Genomic DNA, 23,669 nt, shown 5'->3' on the forward strand with positions numbered 1-23,669 from the left:
GTCGTCACGGCGGCATCACCACCGTCAGCCGCTCACCGGCCTTCTCGCTGACGGCCTCGGCCGCCTCCGGAGTGAGGATCACCACGGCGACGTCGTCACCGAGGGAGGCCCACGCCGCACGAGCGGCGTCGGGGGTTTCGGCCGGAAGGACGACCGCTCCGGCGAGCCGGAAGCCCGCCACGCGGACGGTCTCACCGATGACGGCGACGGTCGCCATGGCCGGTCAAGCCCGTCCGATGAGGATGATGCCGATGACGAGCCCGTAGATGGCGATCCCTTCCGCCAGGCCCACGATGACGATGGCCCGTCCGAACAGCTCGGGCCTCTCGCTCATCGCGGCGAGCGCAGCCGCTCCGGTGTAGGCGACGGCGATGCCCGCGCCGATCGCCGAGCTGGCGACCGCGATGGCCGCGCCGAGCAGGGCCGCCCAGTTGCCGCCGGCCGGGTCGACGGTCGCCGTTCCTTGAGCGGAGCCCGCGGTCACGGCGCAGATGAGGAGGATGATCGCGGCGAGCGCGATGGCCGCGTTGAGTGCGTGCAGTCCTCGTTTCACCCAGACGAACATGGGGCGGCCTCCTTGGACGTCGGCGGCAGGTGCCAGGGGCGGAAGGGCCGTCCCTCGGCTTGGAAGACCCTGGAGAACAGCTCGTAGTACTCCAGACGGAGCGCCTGGACACCGGCCACGAGCCCCTCGATCGTCAGCGCCAGCACGTTGCCCAGCAGGAATATCGCCGCTGCGGCGACGGGGGTGGCGGCCCACAGCCCGGTGGTCGCGCTCCAGACGATCGAGCCGATGGCGGCGTGGGTGAGGCCGAAGGCGGCGAGGCGGGCGAAGGAGGCGACGTTGGCGCCCAGCCGGACGACCGCGTCGAAGAGCTGGATCATCGCTTGGGCGGTTCCGCTCGCGCCGCCTCCCGCTCCGGCGTAGAACCCGGTGAAAGCCAAGCCCAGGCCCACCACTGCGATCACGCTGCCGGCGGCGGCCAGCCAAGCGAGCCTCGCGTACCACCCGAGCAAGGCGAGCGCCAGCCCGAAGAACAGTGCTGAACCTGCGACCCCTGCCGGAGAGTACAGCGCGGCCGGCCAGCCGCCCTCCCGCCACCGGTTCACGACGCCCAGCAGGTAGGCGGCGGCGAGCAGCAGCGCACCGCCCGCCAGAGCAGCAGCGAGGAGGGCGATCGGGTCGGCCAGCGGCCGGACCCAGAGCACGGGGACGACGCCTGTGGGGCCGAAGAACTCGCCGTAGAGCAGGCCGAAGACCATGCTCGCCAGTCCCGCGCCGACGACGAACGGCCACGCCCGATGGAGGCGGGACAGCCATCGCGGGCGCTTACGATACAGCCCGACCGCCGCAACGAGCAGCAGCAAACCGTGCCCGACGTCGCCGAACATCATGCCGAACATCAGGACGTACGCGCCGACCGCCAGCGGGGTCGGGTCGATGTCGGCGTACGGCGTCGTCCCGTAGGTGTTGACGAGCGGGGCCAGGTTGCCGTGCAGCCCTTCGGAGCGCAGCAGGGACGGGGCCTCTTTGCCCCGGGGGCGGGCGAGCGGCACCACGGCCCCGCCTTCGGGTGCCACCTGGCCCGCGAGTTCGGAGACGACTTTGGCGGGCATCCAGCCGGCGAGCGCTGCCACCTCACCACGGACGACGGCGGTCTTCGAGACCGCCTGCAGCTGGGCATCAGGGGGTGTGGACAGCTCGATGACCCCGGCTGTGCCCACGATCCTCAGCACGTCGTCCAGCGAGCAGACGGGGGCGACGATCGCCACCCGCTCCATGCGGACGGGTCGCAGCGCCTCTCGCCAGCTCATGGCGCCAGTCCCCGATCGGGTGAGCGCATCACGGTCACCGCCATGCGGCCTGTTCCAGGGCGGCGCGCACCCGCCTGGCGTCCGCCGCCAGGACGGCGACCGCGCCGAGGGCCGGTCCTGCCGTGAATCCCGCCCCGGCCAGGAGGTCGCGCCCGTCGTCTTCCACGCGCTGCCACCAGCGCTCCTCACCTCGCCAGAGCTCACGCGGATCCTCGATCTCGTGGAGCACCCAGCGTGCCGCCGTGGGAAGCCGCTCGGCCATCTCGCGTATCGAGGACGCGTCAAGCGCGCCTTGCCCGACGAGCACGCGGCAGCGTTCGGCCAGCCTGGCACCTTCTGCCTGATGCGTACGGGCGAGCAGCAGCGCGGTCGCTCCCAAAGCCCACGGCCTGGCCTGCGGAACGGTCTCGATGACCCGTTCGGCCCAGGCCAGGCGCATGCTCAATTGGATCTCACGAGGGCTTGCACCGCCCGGGTCTCCCCACGGGGAAGCGGCCAGGGCCGCCCGTACCTCGCTAAGGGATCCGCACAACCGCAGTCTCTGCCACGCGGTGCCCAGCGAGCCCAAAGCGAACTCGGGTTCTGCCTCGCCTCCCGTAAGTCGGCAGATCAGCTCGTCCACGTTGGCAAGCTCGAACCAGCGCGCCAGCCCGCGGACCATCTGCCCGCCCTCCCGTGGCAGCCAACCGGCCAGAACGCGCAGATGCCACAGCAGAGTCGCCAGGACCGCCCACTGGGCCTCCGCCAGGCTGTGCCCACGCCGCACGTCATGTCCATACGGCGTGTCGCCCAGCAGAGCCACCGCCTCGCGTACGGACCCGCACGCCGCGATGCGCCGAGCACACGCCGTCCCCGCCCTCCGCCGGACGAGAGCCCTGGCACGTGTCGCCCCCGCGACCCACGAAGCGGTCATGGCCGGTCATCGGCCAAGGACCTGACCATATCGGTCACCCGGGCCACCATCTCCGGCATCCGGCCGGCCGAGCGCGTGCGGACACCCTCAGCGGCGGCTGAGGCCTCCCGCAGGAACTCCGCAACCGCCTGAGCGTGGCTCTGACGGGCAAGAGCCGATGACCGTGCACGCTCCGCATCCGCCTCCGCGTGGGCCGAGGCGACGATGGCCGCAGCCTGATCGTGAGCGCGCGCCCGCATGCAGTCGGCACGGCGCTGGGCGTGTTCTCGCTCGTTCACGCACGCGGCCTGGCAGTCGGTGAGCGCCGAAAAGACCGGCGCCAGTTCCTCGGCTTGGTCGGCCACATAGTCGGCGGGGACACCTGCGGGTGCCGCGGCCCCGGGCACGCCGGAGGGACGGAATCGTGCCAGGAAATCGCCCAGCCGGACCATCACTCACCTCCCCACGTCCCCTCACCTTGGGTAATGCCCCCGGCAAAGCCAAAAGTCGGTCAGTTCACGGCCGAATGTCCGCCAACCGACGGGTCAGCACACGGGGGTGGTGTCACAGCGACGGGACATCCGGCTGCTGCGAGCGCAGCCTGGGTGACCGGCCCCACGAGCGTCGTGGGCGTCGAGCCGATGCCACGACTCCCCAGAACCAGGAGCGTCGCGTCCCGCGCTGCGTCGATAACGGCGCGTTCGGGGCGCCCGGCTACGAACTCCGTCGTGACCGGCACGTCCGGGTACCGGCAGATCAGCGCTGCGACCGCGCCCCGGAAGCAGGCTTCCGCGTTGACCCGGAGCGCTCTGCGATCCACGAAGGGCAGACCGTCCTGCCCGGACAAATCACCGGCATCCTGCCAGCAGCACACCACCGTCACCGAGCCGTCACGCAGCTCCGCCTCCTCGAAGGCGAACTCCAGGGCTCCCTGCCCAGCGGGAGACCCGTCGGCACCGACCACGATCCGCGCCTTGCCCTCCCTCTCCGGCACTTTTCCAGGACCGACGATGACGACAGGCCTGACGCTGTGCGCAGGCACCTGTACGGCCGCCGATCCCACCCGCAGTTCTTCGAAGCCGCCTTGCCCCCGCGATCCGAGCACCGCCAGCTCGGCGTTGCGCGCCGCCTGCAGGAGTACCGCCGTAGCTACGCCCTTCCCCAACAAGGGCCGGACATCGAGAGCAGGCGCCAGTTCTCGCACGCGACGTATGCCTTCCTCCACCACAGCGGTGCCGGTGGCCCTCAACTGGCCCAGAACCTCTTTGTCGACGGGACGCCGAAGATAAGGCCAATGCCAGGCATGGCACACCGCCAGGGGAAGCTTGCGCAATTGCGCTTCCTCCACCGCCCAGCGCAGCGCTTGCTCGCTGCCCGGCGATTCGTCATAGCCGACAACGATGACCCGCTCTTCCGCCCTGACCACTGGGACCTCTGTTTCGGACCACGTCGACATGGTGAACGCCTTTCCCGCCGAGGACGTACAAGACCCGGCAGACGGCCAAACCTTGGGAAAGGAAGATCAACACGTCCGAGGGAGCCCCTGATCAGGGGCCTTCGTCCAGCCGGATCGCGGACCTTCGCCTCTGCCGTTCGTCGCGAGAAGCCGATGAGATGGAGCCGTGAAGGAGGTTGCGATCATGGAAGCCAAGCAGTGGACCGTGCAGGTCTACATCAGCGAGGAAGGCGACAACACCTGCGCACGAGCCGTACTGACCACCAGGGACGGCACAGGGCTGACCGGCACCGGTCGCGCCCACCGCAACCCTGCGGATCCGTCAGTGCCCGAGATCGGAGACGAGTTGGCGGCTTCGCGGGCGTTGGCCGATCTGGCCGGGAAGCTCGCCGTCGTCACGCAACGAGACATCGCTGAGATCGCCAGTTCCCCGGCCCCGGGCCGCTCATGGTGAACCGGCCGCTTTTAGTCAGGTTCCATTTGAGGTCTCTGGAAACGCCAGCGCATGTTGAGCTCAGGGGGATGAACGGCGCTCAGCGCGCGCATCAGTGCCTGTTCCAGGGGGATGCCCGTGTCGATTTCGATCGCGTCCGGCCACGGCGACATGGCCGGGGCAGACGACGGTGTCTCACGGGTGGCGAGCCGTGTGGCGGCGAGTTGCGGCATGACAGTGCACAGCAGTGAGACCCGATTACTCGAGGTCCGGTCGGCCGCCTGCGTGGCCATCGCGCGATATTGCTCATCGGCCCAGGAAGCGTCCAGAACGACCGACTCGCCCTGGCCGAGCAATCGCTCGGCACGCGAAACTAGTTCGGCATAGACCTCGGATTCGGGCGGAACGTCCGAGCTGCGCAGCAAGGTGAAGCCGAGCCGGTCGGCCAGCGCGCGGGCCAGGGTCGTCTTCCCGCTCGCGACCGGGCCTCCGACCAGGACCAGCGTGACGGTGGCGGCGTGCAGATGGCGCAGCGCCAGCTCCGCGAGCCGCCGCGCCTCCCACGCGGCGTCCACGTCACCCTGCGAATGGCGCACACAGGCGTTCTCGGCTCGAACAAAGGCCCGGTACGCGACATAGTGGTGCCACAGGGCCGTGGGTGCCTGATCGCCGCTGAATTCGACGTACCACCGCAAAAATAGGTCGGCCAGCCGCGGCGCGCCCAGCCATTCCAGGTCCATGGCGAGAAAGGCGGAGTCGTCCAGCCCGTCGAGGAAACGCAGCCGCTCGTCATAGTCCAGGCAGCTGAGGATTCGCGGCCCGTCGTCGAGGCAGAAGATGTCCTCGGCCACCAGGTCGCCGTGGCCCTCGACGATGCGGCCCTCAGCTGTTCGCGCCTCGAACAGGGAGCTCCTGCCGTCCAGGAAACGCAGCACGAGGCGCTCGATCTCATCCAGCATGGCCGGCTCGATCGTGGCGCCGGCAATGCCGCGTACCCGCTCGACGGCAGCCGTCCATCGAGATCTTATGCCGCATTCCTGATCGATCTGCGAGCCGCGTCGGGCCTTCGTATGCAGCTCGGCGAGCTGCCGGGCGACCGCGCGGACATGCTCCTCCACAGGCTTGCCTGCCCGCACGAGCGTGGCCAGGCGGCGTTCCTCCGGCATGCGACGCATCACGACCAGGTACTCGCAGACCGTGCCGTCCGGGCCGAGCACACTGGCCACGCCCTCGTAGACGTCAGGGGCCAGCCTGCGGTTTAGCTCGACCTCGCGCCGGCAAGCCTCCTGCCTGGCGTGCAACGTCGCGAAGTTGTCCGGCTTCTTCAGCTTGTAGGCGTGGTCGCCGACCAGGAACACCACCAGCTCGTGCAGGCCCTCGCGATCGGCGGGCGGAGCGGGGCGCACATGAGCGATGCCGCCGTCGCGCAACAGCACGTCGTATCCGTCAGGCATGCTGGACTCCCGTTCAGATGCAGGACAGCGCCCTGTAGACCTGACGTTTCCGCACGACAGGCGCGCCTGGCAGTGCCGGACGGCCCTCCGGCCGGGGCCGAAGGTCCCTGGCAATTGCCGCGTCGAGAGCCAGGGACCAAGGTCCCGCCGGGCCGGGTCGCCCGACCCTACGGCGGGCTCCGGGAGGGCTCCGACACTGAAGGTGATGACTCCCGCGAAAGGAGCGCAAAGGACATGGACCACATCGTGCTCGGCTACGACGGCTCGGACTTCGCGATGCAGGCCCTGGACTGGGCGCTGGACGAGGCCGAGCTCCGCAAGCTGCCATTGACGCTCACCCACGCCTGGCAGTGGCCGTACGGCGACGCGGAGGAGGAGGCCAAATCCCACCTCCGCAAGGCAGCCGATCACGTGTTGTGGCACGGCGCCGAGTGCGCCCGCTCGACCAGTTCGGGGGTACAGGTCGAGACTGACCTCTATGAAGGCCCCGCCGCTCAGCGCCTGGTCGAGCTTTCCGGCGCCGCCACGCTCGTCGTGGTGGGCTCCCGCGGGCTGAGCGCCCTGCCCAGGACCGTCATGGGCTCGGTGGCCGGATATGTCGCCGCTCATGCCGAATGCCCCGTGATCGTGGTACGCGGCCCGGGCCCCCTACCGGCACCGACGGATCCGGGACCGATCGTCGTGGCCGACAGGGAGCCGGATGCCTCCGTCCTGGAGTTCGCGTTTGGGGAGGCCGCCCTGCGTCAGGTGCCAGTGTCCGCCTCGGTGGACCTGACCGAGTGGGCAGCACGGCATCCGGAAGTCCGCGTCCAGCCCGGCGAGGCTCCTTATCACGCGACGCTCATGGTCGTCGGGCGCAAGCGCGCCGGCTGGTTCGGCGCGGCAGACTCGCTCCTCCAGCACGCACCATGCCCGGTGGCGGTGGTGTCCGAAGGGTGATGTGGACTCGTGGTGGGTGCGCGGATGCCCGTTTCGGGAAGCAGGAGGTGGAGCTGTAGGAAGGGGGCGGATGATGGCCGGACCAATCGTGGTCGGTGTGGACGGCTCCAAGCCATCGTGCGCGCCGGTCGAGTGGGCTGCGGCCGACGCCCGGCGCAGACGGCTGCCGCTGAAGATCGTGCACGTGTGCGAACACGGGCCCAAGGGCTTCGACAGCAGGAAGTACTGCCTCGGCACGTTGGAAGCCGCCGCCGACAGCGCTCGCGCGGTGGGCGGGGAGGTCGAGGTGACCACGGAACTGCTCGAAGGCAACGTGGTCGAAACGCTCATCGGCCAGTCGGCGTCAGCGGATTCCCTGGTGCTGGGGAGCCGAGGATCGGGGGGATTCGCCGGGCTGATGCTCGGCTCGGTGGGCCTGGGGGTCGCGGGCCATGCCGCCGGGCCGGTCGTCATCGTCCGCGCACCCGTAGCCGTCGAGCAGGGCCAGATCGTGGTCGGCGACGACGGCTCCGAAGCCGCGCGGGAAGCCGTGGCGTACGCCATCGAGCAGGCTCGTGCCCGCAGCGCACGACTGCTCGCCGTTTACGCCTGGCAGGCGCCGATCGTCTCGGCGTACGCCCCGGACTACGGCAACCTGCTGGAGGGCTCGTTCCAGGAGGAGGCCCGCACGGCTCGGGAGCGGGTGATCCGATGGCGGAAAGACCACCCCGACGTCGAGATCGCAGACCAGCAGGTGCGCGAGCACCCGGTGCCCGCGCTCATCAAAGCCTCCGGCACGGCGGACCTGGTCGTGGTCGGCTCGCGCGGGCTGGGCGGTTTCGCCTCCGCAGTGCTCGGCTCGGTGAGTCACGGCGTGCTGCACCGCGCTCACTGCCCGGTCGCCGTGGTACGGCCACGTGGCAAGGAGTCATGAGCACCTGGTAACGCCGCGCAGGCGTACGGCGGTGACCTTGTACTCCGGGCATGAGGTCACGGTGTCGGCATGATCGGAGGTGAGGGCGTTCGCCCGGCTGGAGGAGAAATGGAAGGTGCAAAAAAGCTGGCCCGGCGTGACCTCCTCGGTGATCCGCGCCGGGAACGTGGCCTGCCCGTGCCGGCTTTCGACCAGCACCGTGTCGCCGTCGCGGACGGCATGACGGGCGGCGTCGGCGGGGTGCAGGTCGAGGTGGTCCAAAGGGTCGAGTTCGATGGTGCCGGAGCGCCGGGTCATGTTGCCGGAGTTGTAGTGCGCCCACCGGCGGCCCGTGATGAGGATCAGAGGGTAGTCGTCGTCGGGGCTCTCGCCGGGCGGCAGGTAGGGGCGGGCGGCCAGGTGCGCCAGCCCGTCCGGCGTGGCGAATCCGTCCAGGTAGAGCTTGGTCTCCCCGGGCTGTTCGGGATCGGGGCACGGCCAGGGGATGGCGCCTTCGCGATCCAGCCGCTGGTGGGAGATCCCGGCGAACATCGGCGCCACCCGGCCGCATTCGGCCAGCGCCTCGGCGGGGGTCGGGCAGCCCAGGTCGGCGCCGTAGGCGGCGGCGATCGCGTGCACGATGGCGAAGTCCGTGCGGGCCTGGCCGGGCGGGGCGAGAGCGGGCCGCACACGCTGGAAGCGCCGGTCGAAGTTGACGAAGGTGCCGTCCTTCTCCAGCCAGGACGCGGCGGGCAGGACCACATCGGCGTGGCGGGCGGTCTCGGACAGGAACAGTTCCTGGCTGATGACCAGCGGGCAGGATTCCAGGGCCTCGATGACCCGGTTGGTGTCGGGGTCGGTGGCGCACACGTCCTCTCCGATGATCCACAGGGCGCGCAGGGCCCCTGTGCGTGCCGCCGCGAACATCTGCGGGATGCGCAGGCCGTCGTGGTCCGGTAGCCGGGTGCCCCACACCTGCTCGGCCCGGCCGCGCGCGACGCGGTCGGTGACCCTTCCGTAGCCGGGCAGCAGGTCGGGCAGGGCGCCCATGTCGGAGGCTCCTTGGACGTTGTTCTGCCCTCTGAGGGGGTTCACGCCGAAGCCGTGGCCGGTGCCGACCGCGCCGCGCAGGATCGCCAGGTTCGCCAGGGTGCGCACGCCGTCGGTGCCGTGCAGGTGTTCGGTCACGCCGAGCCCGTAGACGATGGCCGGCCGCTTGGCCATCCCGTACAGGCGCGCCGCGGCGACCAGATCCTCTGCGGGTACGCCGGTGATCGCGGCCACCCGGTCGGGCGGGTAGTCGGCGAGTATCGCGGTCAGCTCTGGCAAGCCACTGGCGCGGTGCCGCAGGAATTCCTCATCGGCCAAGCCCTGCGTGAGCAGCACGTTGGCCAGGCCGTTGAACAGGGCGACGTTGGTCCCGGGGCGGGGCCGCAGGTGGACGTCGGCGTAGCCCGCGAGCCCGACGGCCCGCGGGTCGGCGACGACCAGCCGCGTGCCGTGCAGCACCCGCTGGAGCAGCCGCGCCCCGACGACCGGGTGCGCCTCGACGGGGTTCGCACCCACCACGAGCAGGCAGTCGGCGCGCTCGACGTCCTCCAAGGCGTCGGTGCCGCCGGACAGGCCGAACGCGGCGGTCAGCCCGGCGGCGGACGGGGAATGGCACAGCCGCGAGCAGTTGTCGATGCTGTTGGTGCCGATGACGACTCGCATGAACTTCTGGATCAGGTAGTTCTCCTCGTTGGTGGCCCGGGCCGAGGTGATCGCCGCCACCGCGTCGGGGCCCGTCTCGGTCACCGCGGCCCGCAGCCCGCGGGCGATGTGATCGAGCGCCTCGTCCCAGCTCACCGGCTCCAGCCCGGAACGGCGGCGCAGCAGCGGCTGGGTGAGCCGTTCCGGAGAGCGCAGGAACCCGTGGGCGAAGCGACCCTTCACGCACGCGTGCCCCCGGTTGACCGGGCCGTCCTCGGCCGGGCGCACCGCGGCGACCTCGCCGTCGCGGGTCAGCACGTCGAGCGCGCAACCGACGCCGCAGTATCCGCAGGTGGTACGCGTACGGGTGAGCGCGGCCAGGTGGGTCCCGAGCGGCAGCCCCGGCTCGGTGAGAGCGCCGGTGGGGCACGTATCCACGCAGCCGCCACACGCGACGCAGTCCGATTCCGCCCAGGGGCCACCGGTGCCGGGCGCGACCACCGTCTCCGAGCCGCGCCCCACCAGCGTGAGCGCGAACGTGCCCTGGACCTCGGCGCACATGCGCACGCAGCGGCCACAGGCGATACACAGATCCCGATCAAGATGGACGAACCGATGGGAGCGGTCCAGGCCTCTACCGGCACCGCCTCCAGTGTCTTCCGGCCCGATGCCCAAGGCCCGGCACACCCGGGCCAGTTCGCCGTCCCCCTCCAGCGCCTGGGACGGAAGCGCTGAGACGATCACCTCCACAGCGTCATGCCGCAACCGGCGCAGATCCTCTTCCTCGACGCTCACCTGGGCATCGTCCACCGCGGGGGTCACGCAGGCCGCCACCACGCGCCCGTCGATGCGTACCAGGCAGGCCCGGCAGGAGCCTGCAGGCGTCAGCCGGTCGTCATGACAGAGTGTGGGCAGATCGAGACCCGCGGCCCGAACCGCGAGAAGCAGCGTCGCCTCCTCGGGGAGATCGACGACGGCACCGTCCACTGTGACCCTCATCCGCCCCACCCCCGCAGACGGTCACCGTAGGCGCGAGCCAGGCTCCGCACCGCAGGCGGCAACCGGCGGCCGAACGCACACAGGCTGGCCTCACCCATCACATTCAGCATGCGCGTATAAGCGTCACCCGGTGGGGTACCGGCCCTGGCCTGCTCCAGCCCACGGCGGGAGCCGACCCGGCACGGCGAGCAGGCACCGCAGCTCTCCGCCGCGGCGAACGCCCACACGTGCCGCAGCACATCCAGAGGGTCCAGTCGCCGGTCAACCGCCACCAACCCGGCATGACCCAGCGCCGCGCCATGACCCGCCAGCCCCGCCTCCGTGAGCGGCACATCAAGGTCCGTCTCTGACAGGAACCCACCGAGCGGGCCGCCGACCTGCAGCACGCCGAGCTCGACTTCCTCCTTCAAGCCGCCGCCCAACTCGGTGACGATCCACCGCCCCGGCACGCCGAGCTCGACCTCGTAGCAGCCGGGCCGGGCGAACCGCTCCGACAGGCAGACCAGCTTCGTACCGGTCTCTCCGGGCGTGCCGCGGCGGGCGTAGGCTTCGCCACCGCGGCTGACGATCCACGGCACCGCGGCCAGCGTCTCGACGTTGTTGACCACGGTCGGCGCATCCCACAGACCCTGGCTGGTCGGGAACGGCGGTCGAGCCCGCGCGCAGCCACGACCGCCTTCCAGCCCTGCGATCAGCGCCGTCTCCTCACCCGCGACATACGAACCGGCGCCCGCCACCACCTCCACGTCCAGATCAACGTCGCTGCCGTGCACCCTTCGGCCAAGGTGCCCGTCCGCGCGCGCCTGTTCCACGGCCTGACGCATCGCCGCCAGTGCCCGCGGATACTCCGAACGCACCAGCACCAGACCACGGCGAGCCCCGCAGGCGAAGCAGGCCAGCGCCAGCCCCTCCAGCACGCGGTCCGGATCGACCTCCATTAGCAGCCGGTCGGCATACGAGCCGGGGTCACCCTCGTCTCCGTTGGCAATCACCACCGTGTCCGGCGAGCCGCCCGCCGCCGCCCACTTGGCCGCCACGGGAAAGCCCGCGCCGCCCCGGCCGCGCAGCCCGGAGGCCGCGACCTGCGACCGGACCAGCTCCGGCGAGCGCCGGTCGACGGTTTCCGCCCAGGTCCGCCACGGGGCTTCACCTGCCACGATCCCGGCCAGTACGACCGGGTCGCCGGTGGCATCGGACGCCGGGATCGGCGGTGCGTGCGGGGCCGCCCGTCCGGCCACCTGGTCGACGACGTCCGGGCCAACGCAGGGTGTCTCGCCGTCCAGGCAGGCGGGTCCGGCGTAGCAGTAACCGAGGCAGCGGACCGTCTGCAAGGAGACGTCGGCTTCCCGATTGGGAGCGTCATCAGCCGTGACGCCGAGCACGTCCTGGATGGCAGGCAGATGCCGGCCCGCCTGCGCCGCGAAGCACGCGGTCGCGGCGCAGACCCGCACATGGCGGCGCCCGCGCGGGACGGCCAGGTCCGCGTAGAAGGTGGCCGGACCCAGCCCCGCCGCCGCGGGCAGCCCGAACCGCCTGGCCACCTCCGGCGCCCAGCGCTCAGGCCCTCCCTCGTGCTCCTCGGCACCTTCGGAAAGAGCCTCGATCAGGCGGACACCTGGTCGCCCGCGCCGCTCAGCCAGGGCGCGGAATGCATCGAAAGGATCGCATCACGAATTTCTTCCTGCCCATTTCCCGGATAACAGACACACGCTCACATGGTCCTACCTGGGGATCTCTCCGCCGACCGCGTGCGTCAGGAGTCAGCCACAGCAGCAAGCCCCTGCTGGTCCATGGCTCACACAAGCGGACGACGACCCAGCCTGTCGGGCAGGGCGGTTGGCCTGGTCGATGGGTTCAGGTCAGGCTGGGCCGTGAACCAGCTGATGCACGGTTCCGTACGGTTCGGTGATGGAGTGCACCGTCTTGGCGGCCAGGCGTCTTCCCAGCTCGTCGAGGGTTTGAGGAGCGGTCTCAGGCAGGAGGTAGTACTCCTCCAACAGTGCCCGTGCGGCGTCACTGTCGCTGACCGCGCAGTCCCAGAGCACGTGCTCGCCGTCGCTACCTAGGTACCGGATGCAACTGAAGAGTTACCCGGTGTCCACCCCGGCTCTGCCGCGGGTCCGGCGTCGAATCAGGTAACGGCGTGACTCGTCCGCGCCCCAGACGATGAACGGATAAGGAATCAGGAGAAGCAGGTCACCTGGAGGCAGGGCAGCGGTTCCCAGAAGGGCTTGGAACGGAGGAAGGTAGACGAAGAGCGCCGCGAGGACGAGTTCACCGGCGATGCCCGCGAGCAGGTAACGGTTGGAGAGGATGCCGACAAAGCGCAGTGAGGCGTGCTCGGTGCGTACCGCGAAGGCCGTGCCGATCTGTCCGGCGATCATGCCAAGAAAGGTCATCGTCGTCGCCTGCCGGTAGGCGTGGTGCAGGGGATGCCCCGCGCCGGTCGGGGCGCCGGGGTGCCAGCCCGCTCGGATGAGCACGTAGAAGAAGCCGGCCATCTGGAGGGCGCTGACCCTGACCCCGAGAAAGAGCCAGGCCCGCAGCAACATGGCCCGGCGGATCACGCCTTCCGCTCGGGGCCGTGGCGGGCGCGTCATGAGACCGGGTTCGGCGGGCTCGCGGCTCAGGGCGAGGGCCGGCATCGTCTCACTGCCGACGTCGAAGGCGAGGATCTGAAGGATCGTCAGAGGCAGCGGCACCATCCCTCCGCCCAGCGCGAAGATGAGGAACAGCGCGACCTCGGGGGTTGCGTGCGCGAAGATGTAGACGATGAATTTGCGAACGTTGTCGTAGATGCGGCGACCGGCCTCCACTGCTGTTACGAGCGAAGCGAAGTTGTCATCGGTGAGCACCATCGTGGCGGCTTCCCGGGCGACGTCCGTTCCCGACCGTCCCCCATGGCGACCCGATGTCGGCACGGTGCAGTGCCGGGGCGTCGTTGACGCCATCACCGGTCATCGCCACGACGTGCCCCTGCTCGCACAGCGCCTCGGCGATGTGCAGCTTCGCTTCTGGCGATGCTCTGGCGAAGATGATTTCGGGCTCGTCTCGCACCAGGTCGCCGATCTGGTTCTCCGTGAGCCGGTCGAGCTCTTCGCCCGTGACGACCCTGGGCTGGTCGCCGACGATGCCGACACGCTGGGCGATGGCGGTCGCGGTCAAGGGATGGTCACCCGTGATAACGATGATGCGAATCCCTGCACTCCGGCAGCGCGAGACGGCTTCGGCCACCTGGGGACGCGGCGGGTCCAGCATGGCGACCAGTCCGACGAAGCACAGGTCGCGTTCGGCGTCGTCTCGCCGGTGTGGCGGCGCATCTGCTGGCAGGGCGCGTCCGGCCAGAGCGAGAACGCGAAGACCGTTGGAGGCGAAGGCGCTGACCTGGCCCGTGATGAGGTCCTGGTCACGAGCCTCGAGGGGCGTCATGCGGCCCGGCCTGTTGAGGAACGTCGTGCAGCGTGGCAACAGGGTTTCCGGAGTTCCCTTTGTGCGGACGACGAGTCTGTCGTCGCGCTGGTCTATGGTCGACATCAGCTTGAGCTCGGGATTGAAATGGAACTGCCAGCGACGCGCCGCCTCTCTCCTGGCCGCATCCGGGTCGGCCCCCAGGGCCTGTGCCGCGAGCAGCACAGCTACTTCGGTCGGATCGCCGCTCGGCTCCTTGCCCGCCTGAAACTGCGCGTTGTTGCAGGCGGCGGCGATGTGCCCGGCCGATTGCAAAGGCGAGCGGGACGGTGCTTTCACTGAACGCGACTGCGTGCCGTCCAGATCACAACGGCCCGCCGCTGCCCACATGGCCACCGGCCGCATGCGGTTCTCTGTGAGCGTGCCCGTTTTGTCGGTGCAGATGACATCCGTCGATCCGAGGGTCTCCACTGCGCTCAGCCGTTTGACCAGCGCACCACGCGCTGCGAGAGCCCTCACGGCCACCGCGAGCGCCAGGGTGATGACCGGCAGCAAACCCTCCGGGACCATCCCGGCCAGCAAACCGGCAGCGAAGACGAGGGAATCGACCGGGGAGAGGTGGGCGCCGAACACGGCCGCCGGGATAAAAGCCAGCGCCAAGGCCACCGACACCGCGGCGATGAGCCATGCGATGCGCCTGATCTGCCGCTCCAGCGGGCTTGGCTCCTGCCTGATGCGCTCCGACAGGGCCGCGATGCGCCCGAGCTCGGTTGTCATCCCGGTGGCGAACACCACCCCTTGCGCCTCACCACCGGTGCAGTTCGTACCGCTGAAGACCAGCTCGTGCGCTCTCAGGACGGGCACGTCGACGTCCAGAATGGAAGCCGATCGCAAGGTGGGGACGGACTCTCCCGTCAGCGCCGACATATCCGCCTCGATGGCGCCGGCCAGCAGTCTCACATCGGCCGCGACCCGATCGCCTTCTTCGATGACGACGATGTCGCCAGGCACCAACTCCGCCGCGTCGATCTCCCGGGTGGAGCCGTCACGTATCGCCTTCGCTCGCTGGGGGATGTACTCCGCAAGCGCCTCCACCGCTCGCTCGGCCTGGATCTCCTGCACGAACGCGAAGACGGCGTTCAAGACGATGATCAATATGACGGCGATCGCGACGACCAGCGAGCCGACGATCAACAGCAGCCCTGCCGCGACCCATAGCAGCAGAGCCAGCGGATGGGTGAACTGACGGCCGAGCTCGCCCGGCCAGCGCCGCGCGCCCCGCCTTCGCAGCTCGTTGCGACCGTGTTGTAGCAACCGCCGCTGCGCCTCTGCGCTCGACAGTCCGCGGCGCGAACTCCGGAGATCGCGCAGGAGTAGCTCAGCTGCCTCTTCCAGATCCACTCCGAAGGGCTGGACCCAAGGCTGATGCCGGCTCCTCATCAGTTCCGTGAGCTACGGGATGAGAGACGGCGAGCTGTCCGCTCCCTCGCCCACGTGGGATTTCTGCATGGAGAGGACTGCGCCAGGCGTTGTACCTGTCGAGCTCTGCCGGTGGAATGACTCGTAGACATCGATCAGCACTCGTCGCTGGCGCCTGGTGATCGTGGCATCGGCCAGGATGGCGGCCGGAACGCTGCGGCACTTACTGCCTGCGAGAACTTCGAGCTGCGCGGAAAACGCCTGGGCCGTGATGGACAAGCTCCTGGCGAGTGGGCGCAGGATCAAGGCGCATGGCGTCGATCGGGCGCACCGTGCCCAGCTCCGGTTAGAGGCGAACATCTTGCCTGATCGTCTCGTACATGACGCTCTACTCACCTCGATTACATATCGTGACTACATGTCGTAACCTGCGATATTGCCGGTACGGCCATCCCGAATCCCACGCCCATTTCCTGGATTCACAAAATCCGCAACCAAGACCGGCTGCTTCGAGAGCGTCGGGCTCCATCCCGACATCGGATCGGTACCCGATATCAGTTTTGTCCCATGCCGGAGGGTTGCCGGGTCAGGACGGTGGGCGAGGATGAGGGAGTTCCAGCGCGGGACGGTGCGGCTGCACATTCTGCATCGTGGTCGAGGGCCGGGTGTGGCGGGTTTACCGGGCCACCGAGGCGGGCGTGGCTGCGCGGGCAGAGGACAGCAGGCATTGCTGGAGGTAGCGCGTGAGGTGCTGCCCGAGGCCGACCGGCCAGCAGGGACCGCTTGAGCCCTGGGTGTGGTGACCGCCTCAGTACGGCTGTGCCCGGAGTGTCTTGGGCTCGCCTCCGGCGTCCGGTCGAAGAATCGTCATACGCGGGGTGTGAACTGATTCAGATCGTAGATGCCGAGCGACTTTTCGATGTCGGCCACCTGCCCGACGATGCCGGTGAAGCCGGCCGCGCCGAAACGGCGGTGCTCCTCGTCTTCGAAGGTCTCGGCCATCTCGGCGAATTCCCTGGGCGGGATGACCTCCCGCATGGCGGGAAAGACCACAGTGTCCTCGCGGGCCTCGTGTGGCTCGTACATGCGGATGAAGGCGGCCATGTTGGCGAGCAGGTCGCGACGGGCCTGCTGGGGGGTGGGTTTGGCGGTGGCGTCCAGGATGCGGCCGGTCAGGATGCGGCCGCGCCGGTGCTGCTGGATCAGCACCGGGACGGTGTCGGTCAGCTTGCCGGCCTTGACCAGGCGCGGGAAGACGAACCGCTCTTCGAGCTGCTCGTGGTACTCCTCGATGAAGGTACGGATGATGCCTGCCCCGGCGTGCAGGGGCTGCGCGGGGACCTGCTCACCGGCGTTGATCCGCCGGATGCCTTCCCGATAGATCAACAGCACGCGTTTGAGGACCCCATGCTCGCGCATGAGATCCTCCGGTGGCGTGACCGGCACCTCTTGGCCCTGTTCCGAGGTAGGGGCAGGCGTGGACGTTGCGGCGCTGCTGGCTTGTTGTCGGGCGCCGCACCCGGTCGCCACCGCTGAGCCGCAGGCCAAGGCGGCGGACAAACCAAGCACCTCGCGGCGGCGCACGACCGGTGTATCACGGTCGTCCCTTGCTTCTTCCCTCATCTACAGCCCTCGGTTCCCCGAACCAGTCCGATACGGGCCAATAGGACCGCACCACGCCAGGTGCCTGCCCGCCCGCCGATCAGCTGATGCGGTAATGCGGGTAATGCTTGCCTCAGCTCGGCCAAGCCATGGGATGAGGGTCCAGGCGCTGACATTGGCGATGGTGTTGTGGACCAGGGCGCCGAAGGAGGAAAAGCCGGAGCGCCGCCGCGTAGGTCCGCCGTACCGGCCAGGATGGCCACGATCGCGCCGATGCCAGACTCGGCGCGGTGGGGGCACCTTGAAGCGGTGGTGCCCGGCGGCCGGCACGTGCGGCAGATGCCGGTCGCGGGCCATGGCCGGCATGGTGCGGGAAACGCCAGGATCAGCGCCGGCATCGAGCCAGTTGCGGCCACTGCAGCGCCCGCGCCAACCAGCGTCTGCGGGACGACCGTCACCAAAGACCTTCTACATCCCGGAAGGCATGATGAGGAGGTCGTCCTTGTCGAAGGCCACCTCGGATCTCACGTCCACGACCCCCTCGATCAGCCGGATCTGCTCCGTCAGCGCGAGAGCCTGAGATTTCCACTCGACCACGCCGCTGATCGTCACCACGCCCTGGTGGATGCCGACGGTGAACGCCGCGGGATCCGGCAGGACCGCTCTGATGTCCGCCGCCAGTTCCTCGACCGGGCGGATGAAGACACGCAGCACATCACGCTGGTGCAGGGTGCCGACGATGCGCCCGGTATTCATGTCGACCACGGGCAGTTGCTTGACGCGCTTGGCGTGCATCAGCCGGGCCGCGTCCCGCACGGAGGTGCCCGGTGTGACAGTGATCGCCGGGGACGTCATGAGCTGAGCGGCTGTCACACCCGCAGCCTTCCGGTGCTCCTGTCGCTGCTCGCGAGACTCGAGGCTAGAGACGCTGTGCCTGACCGTGTCGGCCTCCTTCAGCAGCAGATCGTCTTCGGAGACCACCCCAACAGGCCGCCTTTCAGCGTCGATCACGGTCACCGCGCCCAGTGCGAACCGCTCCATGGCCTCCACGATCTCCGCGAAGGATGCCTCCTCCAGTACGGCGATGGCCACCCGCCCCATGATGTCCTTGACTTCGAGTGACATGACATCCACCTCCCCCTTCACGATCTGCCGGCACGGCCTCTTCCCAGCAGTGGCGAACGTCCCTGATGCCGAGCGACCAAGGCCCTGACCAGCGATTACTGGGCACGGACCACCGCCACCGGGCAGTGCGCGTGGCACAGGACACCCCGGCTGACCGAGCCGAGCAGCATCGAGCCCACGGAACCGCGCCCATGCGAGCCCACCACCAGCAGGTCCGCCCGCCCGGACGCGTCGATGAGCGCTTCGACGGGATGGGCGGATTGAACGTCCTCGACCACCTTCACCTCCGGGTGGTCACCGCTGAAGATCTTCACCCGGTCGCGGACGATTTGATGCTGCGCCGTACGGACCTCGTCCATGTCGTAACTGCTGAGCTCTGGTGCGAAGGCGTGCACCGGCAGCTGCCAGGCGTGCACCACCCGCAGCGTGCTCCCGCGCAACTTCGCCTGTTCGAAGGCGTAGGCGAGCGCGGGCTCGCACTGCGGTGAGTCGTCGACCCCGGCCACCACCTCGAGGTATACCGGCCGCTGTTTGCCGCGCACGACCACGACGGGGCAGTGCACGTGGCCGGCCACGTGCATGCTGACGGAGCCCAGCAGCGCGCGGGCGAATCCACCCAACCCTTGGCTTCCGACCACGATCTCGGTGGCGTCCTTGGCCTGCTCGCGCAGGACCCCGCCGGGCGCGCCCTCGATGTCCTCGGTCGTGACCTCGACGGTGGGCTGGCGCTCGCGCACCAGTTCCTCCGCCTCACGCAGGATCCTCTGTCCCTCGCGCTGCAGCACATCCAGGAAAGTGTCATCGGGGAATTTGCGGATCTGGTACGGCGATCGGTCCACGGCATGGACGATCCGCAGCGGTTCCCGCATGCGGAACGCATCGTCGGCCGCCCACTCCAGCGCGGCGCGTGAGTTCACGGAGCCGTCCGTTCCTACGACGATCATTGCGTGCCTCCTCCGTCATCCTCCATCTGACCCGCTCACGCCCGTCCGCAGCAGGGCCGGAGGTCGGTCCGGCAAGGGCCGAAGGACCCTGGCCGCCGAGCGGGTGACTGGCTAGCTTCGTGGACATGAGCAGGGAGGACACGCTCATGACCGGCACCGGCGACTTCGCGCGTCGCATCAGCTACCACCGTCATCGGCTCGGCCTCACGGCCGAACAGGTGGCCGACCGGGCGGACATGTCCGCCGGGTACGTCCAGCACCTCGAAAGCCATCTGGGCACTCCTGACACAGGTACGGTGACCCGCCTGGCCACCGCCCTCGAAACGACGGCCGAGGACCTGCTGGGCGGTGGGCGCGATCGCCCGCCCGGCCCCGGATCCGGCTCGGCCGACGCGGTCCTGGAAGTCCTCGAACCCGAGGAGTGCCTGCGGCTGGTCGCCCCGGGCGGCATCGGCAGGGTGGCGTTCAACGGTCCGGAGGGGCCCACGGTGCTGCCCGTGAACTACAAGGTCCACGACGGCGCCATCGTCTTCCGCACCGCCCACGGCGGCCCTATGGACCAGGACCTGCGCAGTGGCGTGGAAGGGGTGGAGATCAAGATCGGCTTCCAGGTCGACCGGATCGACGAAGCTCAACGGGAGGGCTGGAGCGTCCTCGTCCAGGGCCCCGCCCACCATGTGCCCGAGGACGAGGTCATCCGGGCCGACGTTACCCCGTGGGCGGGTGGCGAGCGCCAGCTCTACATCCGCATCGTCCCCCACCAGATCACGGGCCGCCGCATCCACGGTCTCTAGGGAGGCCCGATGGTCACTTCGCGGCCCTCAGCGGCCCCAAAACGCCAACGGCCAGCGCGACGCATCAGGTCCCCAGATCATCGACGGTGGCTTGTCGAGCTTGACCGCCATCAGGTACTTGGCGGCAGCGATTCGACCGTTATGGCTCCTCTTTCGCGCGCGGCCGTACCACCGCGACCGGGCAGCTCACATGGTGCAGCACGCCATGACTGACCGAGCCCAGCACTGCCGAGGCGAACCCGCTGAGCCCACGGGAGCCCACCACGACCAGATCGGCCGTACGTGCCGCGTCCACCAGCGCCTTGACCGGGTGCTCGCACGGCTGCTCATCGCTGATTACAAGATCGGGATTGCGCTCGCGCCAGGGAGTCACGCGCTCTCGCGCGGTGTGTGTCTCCTCCCGCACGATGTCCTCAAGCAGACTGCTGTACGTGACCCCGTACGAAGCGAACGCCGGCACCTGCCACGCGGAAACCACGTGCAGCTGCGCCCCTCGGGCCCTGGCCTGCTCGATGGCATAAGCCATGGCGGCCTCGGAGTGCCCGGAGCCGTCGTATCCCACCACGACCCTGTCATGCTGCAGCGCGCTGGGAGCACGGACGACGACCACCGGTCCGGCGGCATGCCCGGCCACACCCAAGCTGACCGAGCCGAGCACCATGCCGGCGAAACCGCCGAGCCCTCTGCTGCCCACCGCCAGGCTGTCCGCCGACCTCGACTCGGCGATCAGGTCAGCGATCACGTTACCCTTGAGCATCTCCGTCGTGACCTGCATGCTCCTGGTGAGCTCCCGGGCTCGTCCGGCGGCGGCCTCCAGCGCACCGGCGCAGTACTCGGTGCTCTCGCTGTGCGGCCACTGCTCGCACACGTGCACGATCCGCACGGCCAGACCGCGGCGTTGCGCGTCGGCGGCGGCCCACTCCACCGCCGCGGTCGCGGGTGCGGACCCGTCCACACCGACCACAATGTGACCGGCCATCACGCCTCACCTTCGCACGTCAGGTCTCTCCTCTCTACCTTCGCGACAGCGCAACCATCGCGCCCGGGCACGAAGTCCTGAAGGGGGGGTGACCTTGGTCCTCAGACGCATCGGCTTGCCGATCTGGTGCGGCGGCGCCCCATCGAGCCATGCCTTTCAGCGTCTCCCGCCCGCCCTGCCCTCCTCGGACTTGGGCTGAGCTCGTCCAGGGCCTCGCGCAGGTAGTCGGGAAAGGCCCACACGTCGGGGAACCAGCTCCCCGCAGGCGGTGAACCCGACGTCGAGGCGGCCGTTCCAAGGGCTTGGCTCTCTACCCAGCGTTGCGCGGGCGCCACCAGTTCCGGTCAGCGGCTACATGCCGTGGATGTGGCGGCCCGTGATCTGCTGCGGGACGATGCGGATGTAGATCTGACGCTCGCCGGCCGCCCATGGGGTGACGTCTGCCGGGGCGGCCTTCTCCACCTCGTCCTGTGGCACACGGTGGGCAGGCCCCTGCACCAGGACGCTCCACCCTTCGCGGTTGACCTCATCGATCTTGTCGACCTCGAACGCGATCTTGATGTCTACCCCTTCCAGCCCCGAACGCAGGTCCTGGTCCATCGGGCCGCCGGACGCGGTGCGGATGACGATCACGCCGTGGTGCAGCTCGTAGTTCACGGGCAGCACGATGGGCCCACGCGAGCCGCTGAACGCCACCCGCCCAATCCCGCCCGGCGAGATCAGCCGCAGGCACTCCTCCGGGTCCAGCGCCTCCATCGTCGGGTTGGCCATGGCGAGGCCGTGCCCGGGCGGGCGGTCCTGGTCGCGGTTTCCGAGATCTCCGGCGCCACTCGTGATCGTTTCTCCTCGCGTATAGGTACGGCGCGCGGTGCCGTTCACGCGTGCCTCGTGGTGGTCGGCGTCGATGAAGATCTGGCGCCCGCGGTAGCGGATCGGCATGGACAGCACGCCGAGCCGGCCGGGCAGCAGCGGGTCCAGCCGCAGCCCGTCCGGCCGCGACTCCAGCCCCAGGTAGCAGCGTTGCAGGAGGTCCAGGGTGCCGCCCATCGCGCCCAGGTGGATGCCCTCCGCGGTGGTGCCGCCCTGGACGTCCTTGATGTCGCTCAAGAGGGCCTCGGTGAAGAATCTCCAGGACTGTGCCCTGTTCGAGCGTGCCAGCACCCAGGCGTGCACGACCGCGCTGAGTGTCGAGCCGTGGCTGGTGCGGGCCAGGTAGTAGGAGACGGTACGGGAGATCAGCCCGTGGTCGACCGGGTAACCCAGCCGTTCCAGGAGGCCGGTCAGCTCGTCGCCGGTCAGGAGGTAGCAGAGCATGAGGGTGTCCGCCTGTTTGGAGGCCTTGTAGCGGTTGACGTCGTCGCCGTCGGCCTCCAGCCTCCGGTCCAGGCGCCGCACGCCGCGGTAGCGCTCCCAGTCGAGCTCCAGCAGGTCCCCGTAGCCGGTGAACTGGCTGATCACGCCGTCGTGGAAGTCCACCCGCAGGCGGCGGCTGATGTCGTCCCAGCGGGCCAGCTCCACGTCCGGGGGCGCCAGTTCCGGCGCCAGGAAGGCGGTCTCGCGGGCGCGCATGAGCAGCCAGGCGGTCATGACGTTGGTGTAGGCGTTGTTGGCCAGCCCTGGCACGTCAGCGCCCGGGTAGCCGTCGTGGTATTCGTCGGGTCCCATGACGCCGCGGATCTCGTAGCGGTCGCCGTGGAGCACCGCCAGCGAGGCGAAGAACCTGGCGATGTCGAGCAGCAGTTCCGCGCACCAGTCCGGCATGGAGCCGGTGGCCAGGTAGTGGTGCCACACGTTGTAGGCGATGGCCAGGCCGACGTGCCGCTGCAGGCGGGAGCGGTCGGGCAGCCAGCGTCCGGAGAGCGGGTTGAGGTGCAGGGCCGGGGTCTCCTCGCGGCCGTCGCTGCCGCTCTGCCACGGGAACATCGCGCCCTCGTGCCCGGCCGCCCTGGCTGCGGCCCTGGCCTCCGGCAGCCGCCGCCAGCGGTAGCGCAGCAGGCCGAGCGAGATCTCGGGGAAGCGCAGGGCCAGCCACGGCTGCACGAACAGCTCGTCCCAGAACACGTGCCCCCGGTACGCCTCCCCGTGCAGGCCGCGGGCGGGCACGCCGACGTCGAGGTCGGCGGTGTGCGGGGAGAGCGTCTGGAGCAGGTGGAAGATGTGCAGGTGGATGGTTTGGGACAATCTGGCGCTGGTCACGTCGAGCCGGGCGTGCCCCCACAACCACTCCCACGCTGCCGCGTGACGGGCGAGAAGCTCCTCGAAGCATGGCGCGTGGCATACACGACTGAGTGCCGACGAGAGAGGATCGTGGCCGGCAGGGTCGCGCGAGGTGGTCAACGTCACGATCTTGGTGAGCGTAGCGGGATCGCCTTGAGCCAGGTTGAGAACGTGTTCGGAGGAGATGTGGTCGACGCCTGGACATACGTGCGCGCCGGGTACATCCGCGTCGATCCTGGCGGCTAGCCCCACGGTGATGTGTGAGCTCCGGGTGCTCGCCGTCAGCCAGGCCACGTCGTTCTCGGAGCCGGTGGCGTGCCCGGTGAGGTGGTCGCCGCGCAGGTCGTGGTAGCGGGCCACGCCCCGATTCGCCACCCGGCCGTCCAGGGTGGCGCGCACACGTATCGGCCCCGACCAGTTCTCGGCGGTGAACGTGGTCTCCAGGGCGGCCAGGTACGGGTCTGCCATCGACACGAGGCGACGCTGCCGTACCCGCGTGACCCGGCCCTCGCCGTCGCGCCAGCGCAGGTCGCGCGCCAGCACGCCATGCCACAGATCGAGCTCATGCCGGTAGGCCAGCAGCGCGGCCCGCTCGGGCCGGAACCACTC

20 protein-coding genes are annotated in these 23,669 nt (G+C 69.5%); 4 read left to right on the forward strand and 16 right to left on the reverse strand.

Features of this window, described 5'->3' with window-relative positions:
- Positions 1-4: 4 nt before the first annotated feature.
- The 6 genes from ACIHFD_RS59075 to ACIHFD_RS59100 are packed head-to-tail and all read right to left on the reverse strand — an operon-like array spanning position 5 to position 4,163.
- Entirely contained in the window at positions 5-217 is a 213-nt protein-coding gene (locus tag ACIHFD_RS59075; RefSeq protein WP_397374415.1) for a V-type ATP synthase subunit F, read from the reverse strand.
- A 6-nt stretch (positions 218-223) separates the two neighbouring features.
- The gene (locus ACIHFD_RS59080) at positions 224-565 is read right to left on the reverse strand and encodes an ATP synthase subunit C (RefSeq protein WP_397374416.1); all 342 of its coding nucleotides are present in this window, start codon (positions 563-565) and stop codon (positions 224-226) included.
- On the reverse strand, positions 550-1,815 hold the full coding sequence (locus ACIHFD_RS59085) for a V-type ATPase 116kDa subunit family protein (RefSeq protein ID WP_397374417.1): 1,266 nt from the start codon (positions 1,813-1,815) through the stop codon (positions 550-552). The genes ACIHFD_RS59080 and ACIHFD_RS59085 overlap by 16 nt, the downstream gene beginning before the upstream one ends.
- Positions 1,816-1,849: 34 nt before the next feature.
- Complete coding sequence (locus ACIHFD_RS59090) at positions 1,850-2,728, reverse strand: hypothetical protein (protein ID WP_397374418.1); 879 nt, start codon at positions 2,726-2,728, stop codon at positions 1,850-1,852.
- Entirely contained in the window at positions 2,725-3,159 is a 435-nt protein-coding gene (locus tag ACIHFD_RS59095; protein WP_397374419.1) for a hypothetical protein, read from the reverse strand. The genes ACIHFD_RS59090 and ACIHFD_RS59095 overlap by 4 nt, the downstream gene beginning before the upstream one ends.
- 59 nt (positions 3,160-3,218) lie before the next feature.
- Positions 3,219-4,163, reverse strand: a complete 945-nt coding sequence (locus tag ACIHFD_RS59100; RefSeq protein WP_397374420.1) for a universal stress protein — start codon at positions 4,161-4,163, stop codon at positions 3,219-3,221.
- Between the two features lie 184 nt (positions 4,164-4,347).
- On the opposite strand from ACIHFD_RS59100, the gene ACIHFD_RS59105 reads away from it, so the two are divergent.
- Positions 4,348-4,617: a DUF1876 domain-containing protein gene (locus ACIHFD_RS59105; protein ID WP_397374421.1), complete on the forward strand. Its 270-nt coding sequence runs from the start codon at positions 4,348-4,350 to the stop codon at positions 4,615-4,617.
- An 11-nt stretch (positions 4,618-4,628) separates the two neighbouring features.
- Here ACIHFD_RS59105 and ACIHFD_RS59110 read toward each other — a convergent pair whose 3' ends face one another.
- Entirely contained in the window at positions 4,629-6,050 is a 1,422-nt protein-coding gene (locus tag ACIHFD_RS59110) for an AAA family ATPase (RefSeq protein ID WP_397374422.1), read from the reverse strand.
- 234 nt (positions 6,051-6,284) lie between these two features.
- On the opposite strand from ACIHFD_RS59110, the gene ACIHFD_RS59115 reads away from it, so the two are divergent.
- Together ACIHFD_RS59115 and ACIHFD_RS59120 are read left to right on the forward strand one after the other, a co-directional pair.
- Positions 6,285-6,989, forward strand: a complete 705-nt coding sequence (locus tag ACIHFD_RS59115) for a universal stress protein (RefSeq protein WP_397374423.1) — start codon at positions 6,285-6,287, stop codon at positions 6,987-6,989.
- A 70-nt stretch (positions 6,990-7,059) separates the two neighbouring features.
- Positions 7,060-7,902, forward strand: a complete 843-nt coding sequence (locus ACIHFD_RS59120; protein ID WP_397374424.1) for a universal stress protein — start codon at positions 7,060-7,062, stop codon at positions 7,900-7,902.
- On the opposite strand, the gene fdhF is transcribed toward ACIHFD_RS59120, so the two are convergent.
- From fdhF to ACIHFD_RS59155, 7 genes are all read right to left on the reverse strand, one after another.
- Positions 7,897-10,572, reverse strand: coding sequence for a formate dehydrogenase subunit alpha (gene fdhF, locus ACIHFD_RS59125; RefSeq protein ID WP_397374425.1), 2,676 nt, complete (start codon positions 10,570-10,572; stop codon positions 7,897-7,899). The genes ACIHFD_RS59120 and fdhF overlap by 6 nt on opposite strands.
- Complete coding sequence (locus tag ACIHFD_RS59130; protein WP_397374437.1) at positions 10,569-12,212, reverse strand: NAD(P)H-dependent oxidoreductase subunit E; 1,644 nt, start codon at positions 12,210-12,212, stop codon at positions 10,569-10,571. Before ACIHFD_RS59130 ends, fdhF begins: the two co-directional genes overlap by 4 nt.
- Positions 12,213-12,659: 447 nt before the next feature.
- Positions 12,660-13,430 (reverse strand): cation transporting ATPase C-terminal domain-containing protein, encoded by a 771-nt coding sequence (locus ACIHFD_RS59135; protein WP_397374426.1) that lies wholly within the window; start codon positions 13,428-13,430, stop codon positions 12,660-12,662.
- Positions 13,414-15,381 (reverse strand): cation-translocating P-type ATPase, encoded by a 1,968-nt coding sequence (locus ACIHFD_RS59140; RefSeq protein WP_397374427.1) that lies wholly within the window; start codon positions 15,379-15,381, stop codon positions 13,414-13,416. Before ACIHFD_RS59140 ends, ACIHFD_RS59135 begins: the two co-directional genes overlap by 17 nt.
- Positions 15,382-16,266: 885 nt before the next feature.
- Complete coding sequence (locus tag ACIHFD_RS59145; RefSeq protein ID WP_397374428.1) at positions 16,267-17,022, reverse strand: hemerythrin domain-containing protein; 756 nt, start codon at positions 17,020-17,022, stop codon at positions 16,267-16,269.
- Positions 17,023-17,469: 447 nt separating this feature from the next.
- Positions 17,470-18,126 (reverse strand): CBS domain-containing protein, encoded by a 657-nt coding sequence (locus tag ACIHFD_RS59150; protein ID WP_397374429.1) that lies wholly within the window; start codon positions 18,124-18,126, stop codon positions 17,470-17,472.
- Between the two features lie 95 nt (positions 18,127-18,221).
- Positions 18,222-19,070, reverse strand: a complete 849-nt coding sequence (locus ACIHFD_RS59155) for a universal stress protein (protein ID WP_397374430.1) — start codon at positions 19,068-19,070, stop codon at positions 18,222-18,224.
- A gap of 125 nt (positions 19,071-19,195) precedes the next feature.
- On the opposite strand from ACIHFD_RS59155, the gene ACIHFD_RS59160 reads away from it, so the two are divergent.
- Complete coding sequence (locus ACIHFD_RS59160) at positions 19,196-19,864, forward strand: helix-turn-helix domain-containing protein (RefSeq protein WP_397374431.1); 669 nt, start codon at positions 19,196-19,198, stop codon at positions 19,862-19,864.
- A gap of 139 nt (positions 19,865-20,003) precedes the next feature.
- Here the strand turns inward: ACIHFD_RS59160 and ACIHFD_RS59165 are convergent, their stop codons facing one another.
- A complete protein-coding gene (locus tag ACIHFD_RS59165) occupies positions 20,004-20,843 on the reverse strand; it encodes a universal stress protein (RefSeq protein ID WP_397374432.1) in 840 nt (279 codons plus the stop codon).
- A gap of 351 nt (positions 20,844-21,194) precedes the next feature.
- Positions 21,195-23,669: pyridoxamine 5'-phosphate oxidase family protein (locus tag ACIHFD_RS59170; RefSeq protein ID WP_397374433.1), on the reverse strand; the 2,475-nt coding region annotated here is incomplete at its 5' end.

Source organism: Nonomuraea sp. NPDC051941 (genome assembly GCF_044593615.1).

Excerpts from the sequence above, each read along its gene's own strand:
- ACIHFD_RS59085 (WP_397374417.1), bottom strand. The coding sequence starts at position 1,815 with ATGAGCTGGCGAGAGGCGCTGCGACCCGTCCGCATGGAGCGGGTGGCG.
- ACIHFD_RS59115 (WP_397374423.1), top strand. The coding sequence starts at position 6,285 with ATGGACCACATCGTGCTCGGCTACGACGGCTCGGACTTCGCGATGCAG.
- ACIHFD_RS59110 (WP_397374422.1), bottom strand. The coding sequence starts at position 6,050 with ATGCCTGACGGATACGACGTGCTGTTGCGCGACGGCGGCATCGCTCAT.
- ACIHFD_RS59105 (WP_397374421.1), top strand. The coding sequence starts at position 4,348 with ATGGAAGCCAAGCAGTGGACCGTGCAGGTCTACATCAGCGAGGAAGGC.
- ACIHFD_RS59080 (WP_397374416.1), bottom strand. The coding sequence starts at position 565 with ATGTTCGTCTGGGTGAAACGAGGACTGCACGCACTCAACGCGGCCATC.
- ACIHFD_RS59135 (WP_397374426.1), bottom strand. The coding sequence starts at position 13,430 with ATGGTGCTCACCGATGACAACTTCGCTTCGCTCGTAACAGCAGTGGAG.
- ACIHFD_RS59155 (WP_397374430.1), bottom strand. The coding sequence starts at position 19,070 with ATGATCGTCGTAGGAACGGACGGCTCCGTGAACTCACGCGCCGCGCTG.
- ACIHFD_RS59075 (WP_397374415.1), bottom strand. The coding sequence starts at position 217 with ATGGCGACCGTCGCCGTCATCGGTGAGACCGTCCGCGTGGCGGGCTTC.
- ACIHFD_RS59150 (WP_397374429.1), bottom strand. The coding sequence starts at position 18,126 with ATGTCACTCGAAGTCAAGGACATCATGGGGCGGGTGGCCATCGCCGTA.
- ACIHFD_RS59095 (WP_397374419.1), bottom strand. The coding sequence starts at position 3,159 with ATGGTCCGGCTGGGCGATTTCCTGGCACGATTCCGTCCCTCCGGCGTG.
- ACIHFD_RS59100 (WP_397374420.1), bottom strand. The coding sequence starts at position 4,163 with ATGTCGACGTGGTCCGAAACAGAGGTCCCAGTGGTCAGGGCGGAAGAG.
- ACIHFD_RS59120 (WP_397374424.1), top strand. The coding sequence starts at position 7,060 with ATGATGGCCGGACCAATCGTGGTCGGTGTGGACGGCTCCAAGCCATCG.
- ACIHFD_RS59160 (WP_397374431.1), top strand. The coding sequence starts at position 19,196 with ATGAGCAGGGAGGACACGCTCATGACCGGCACCGGCGACTTCGCGCGT.
- ACIHFD_RS59090 (WP_397374418.1), bottom strand. The coding sequence starts at position 2,728 with ATGACCGCTTCGTGGGTCGCGGGGGCGACACGTGCCAGGGCTCTCGTC.
- ACIHFD_RS59165 (WP_397374432.1), bottom strand. The coding sequence starts at position 20,843 with ATGGCCGGTCACATTGTGGTCGGTGTGGACGGGTCCGCACCCGCGACC.
- ACIHFD_RS59145 (WP_397374428.1), bottom strand. The coding sequence starts at position 17,022 with ATGAGGGAAGAAGCAAGGGACGACCGTGATACACCGGTCGTGCGCCGC.
- fdhF (WP_397374425.1), bottom strand. The coding sequence starts at position 10,572 with ATGAGGGTCACAGTGGACGGTGCCGTCGTCGATCTCCCCGAGGAGGCG.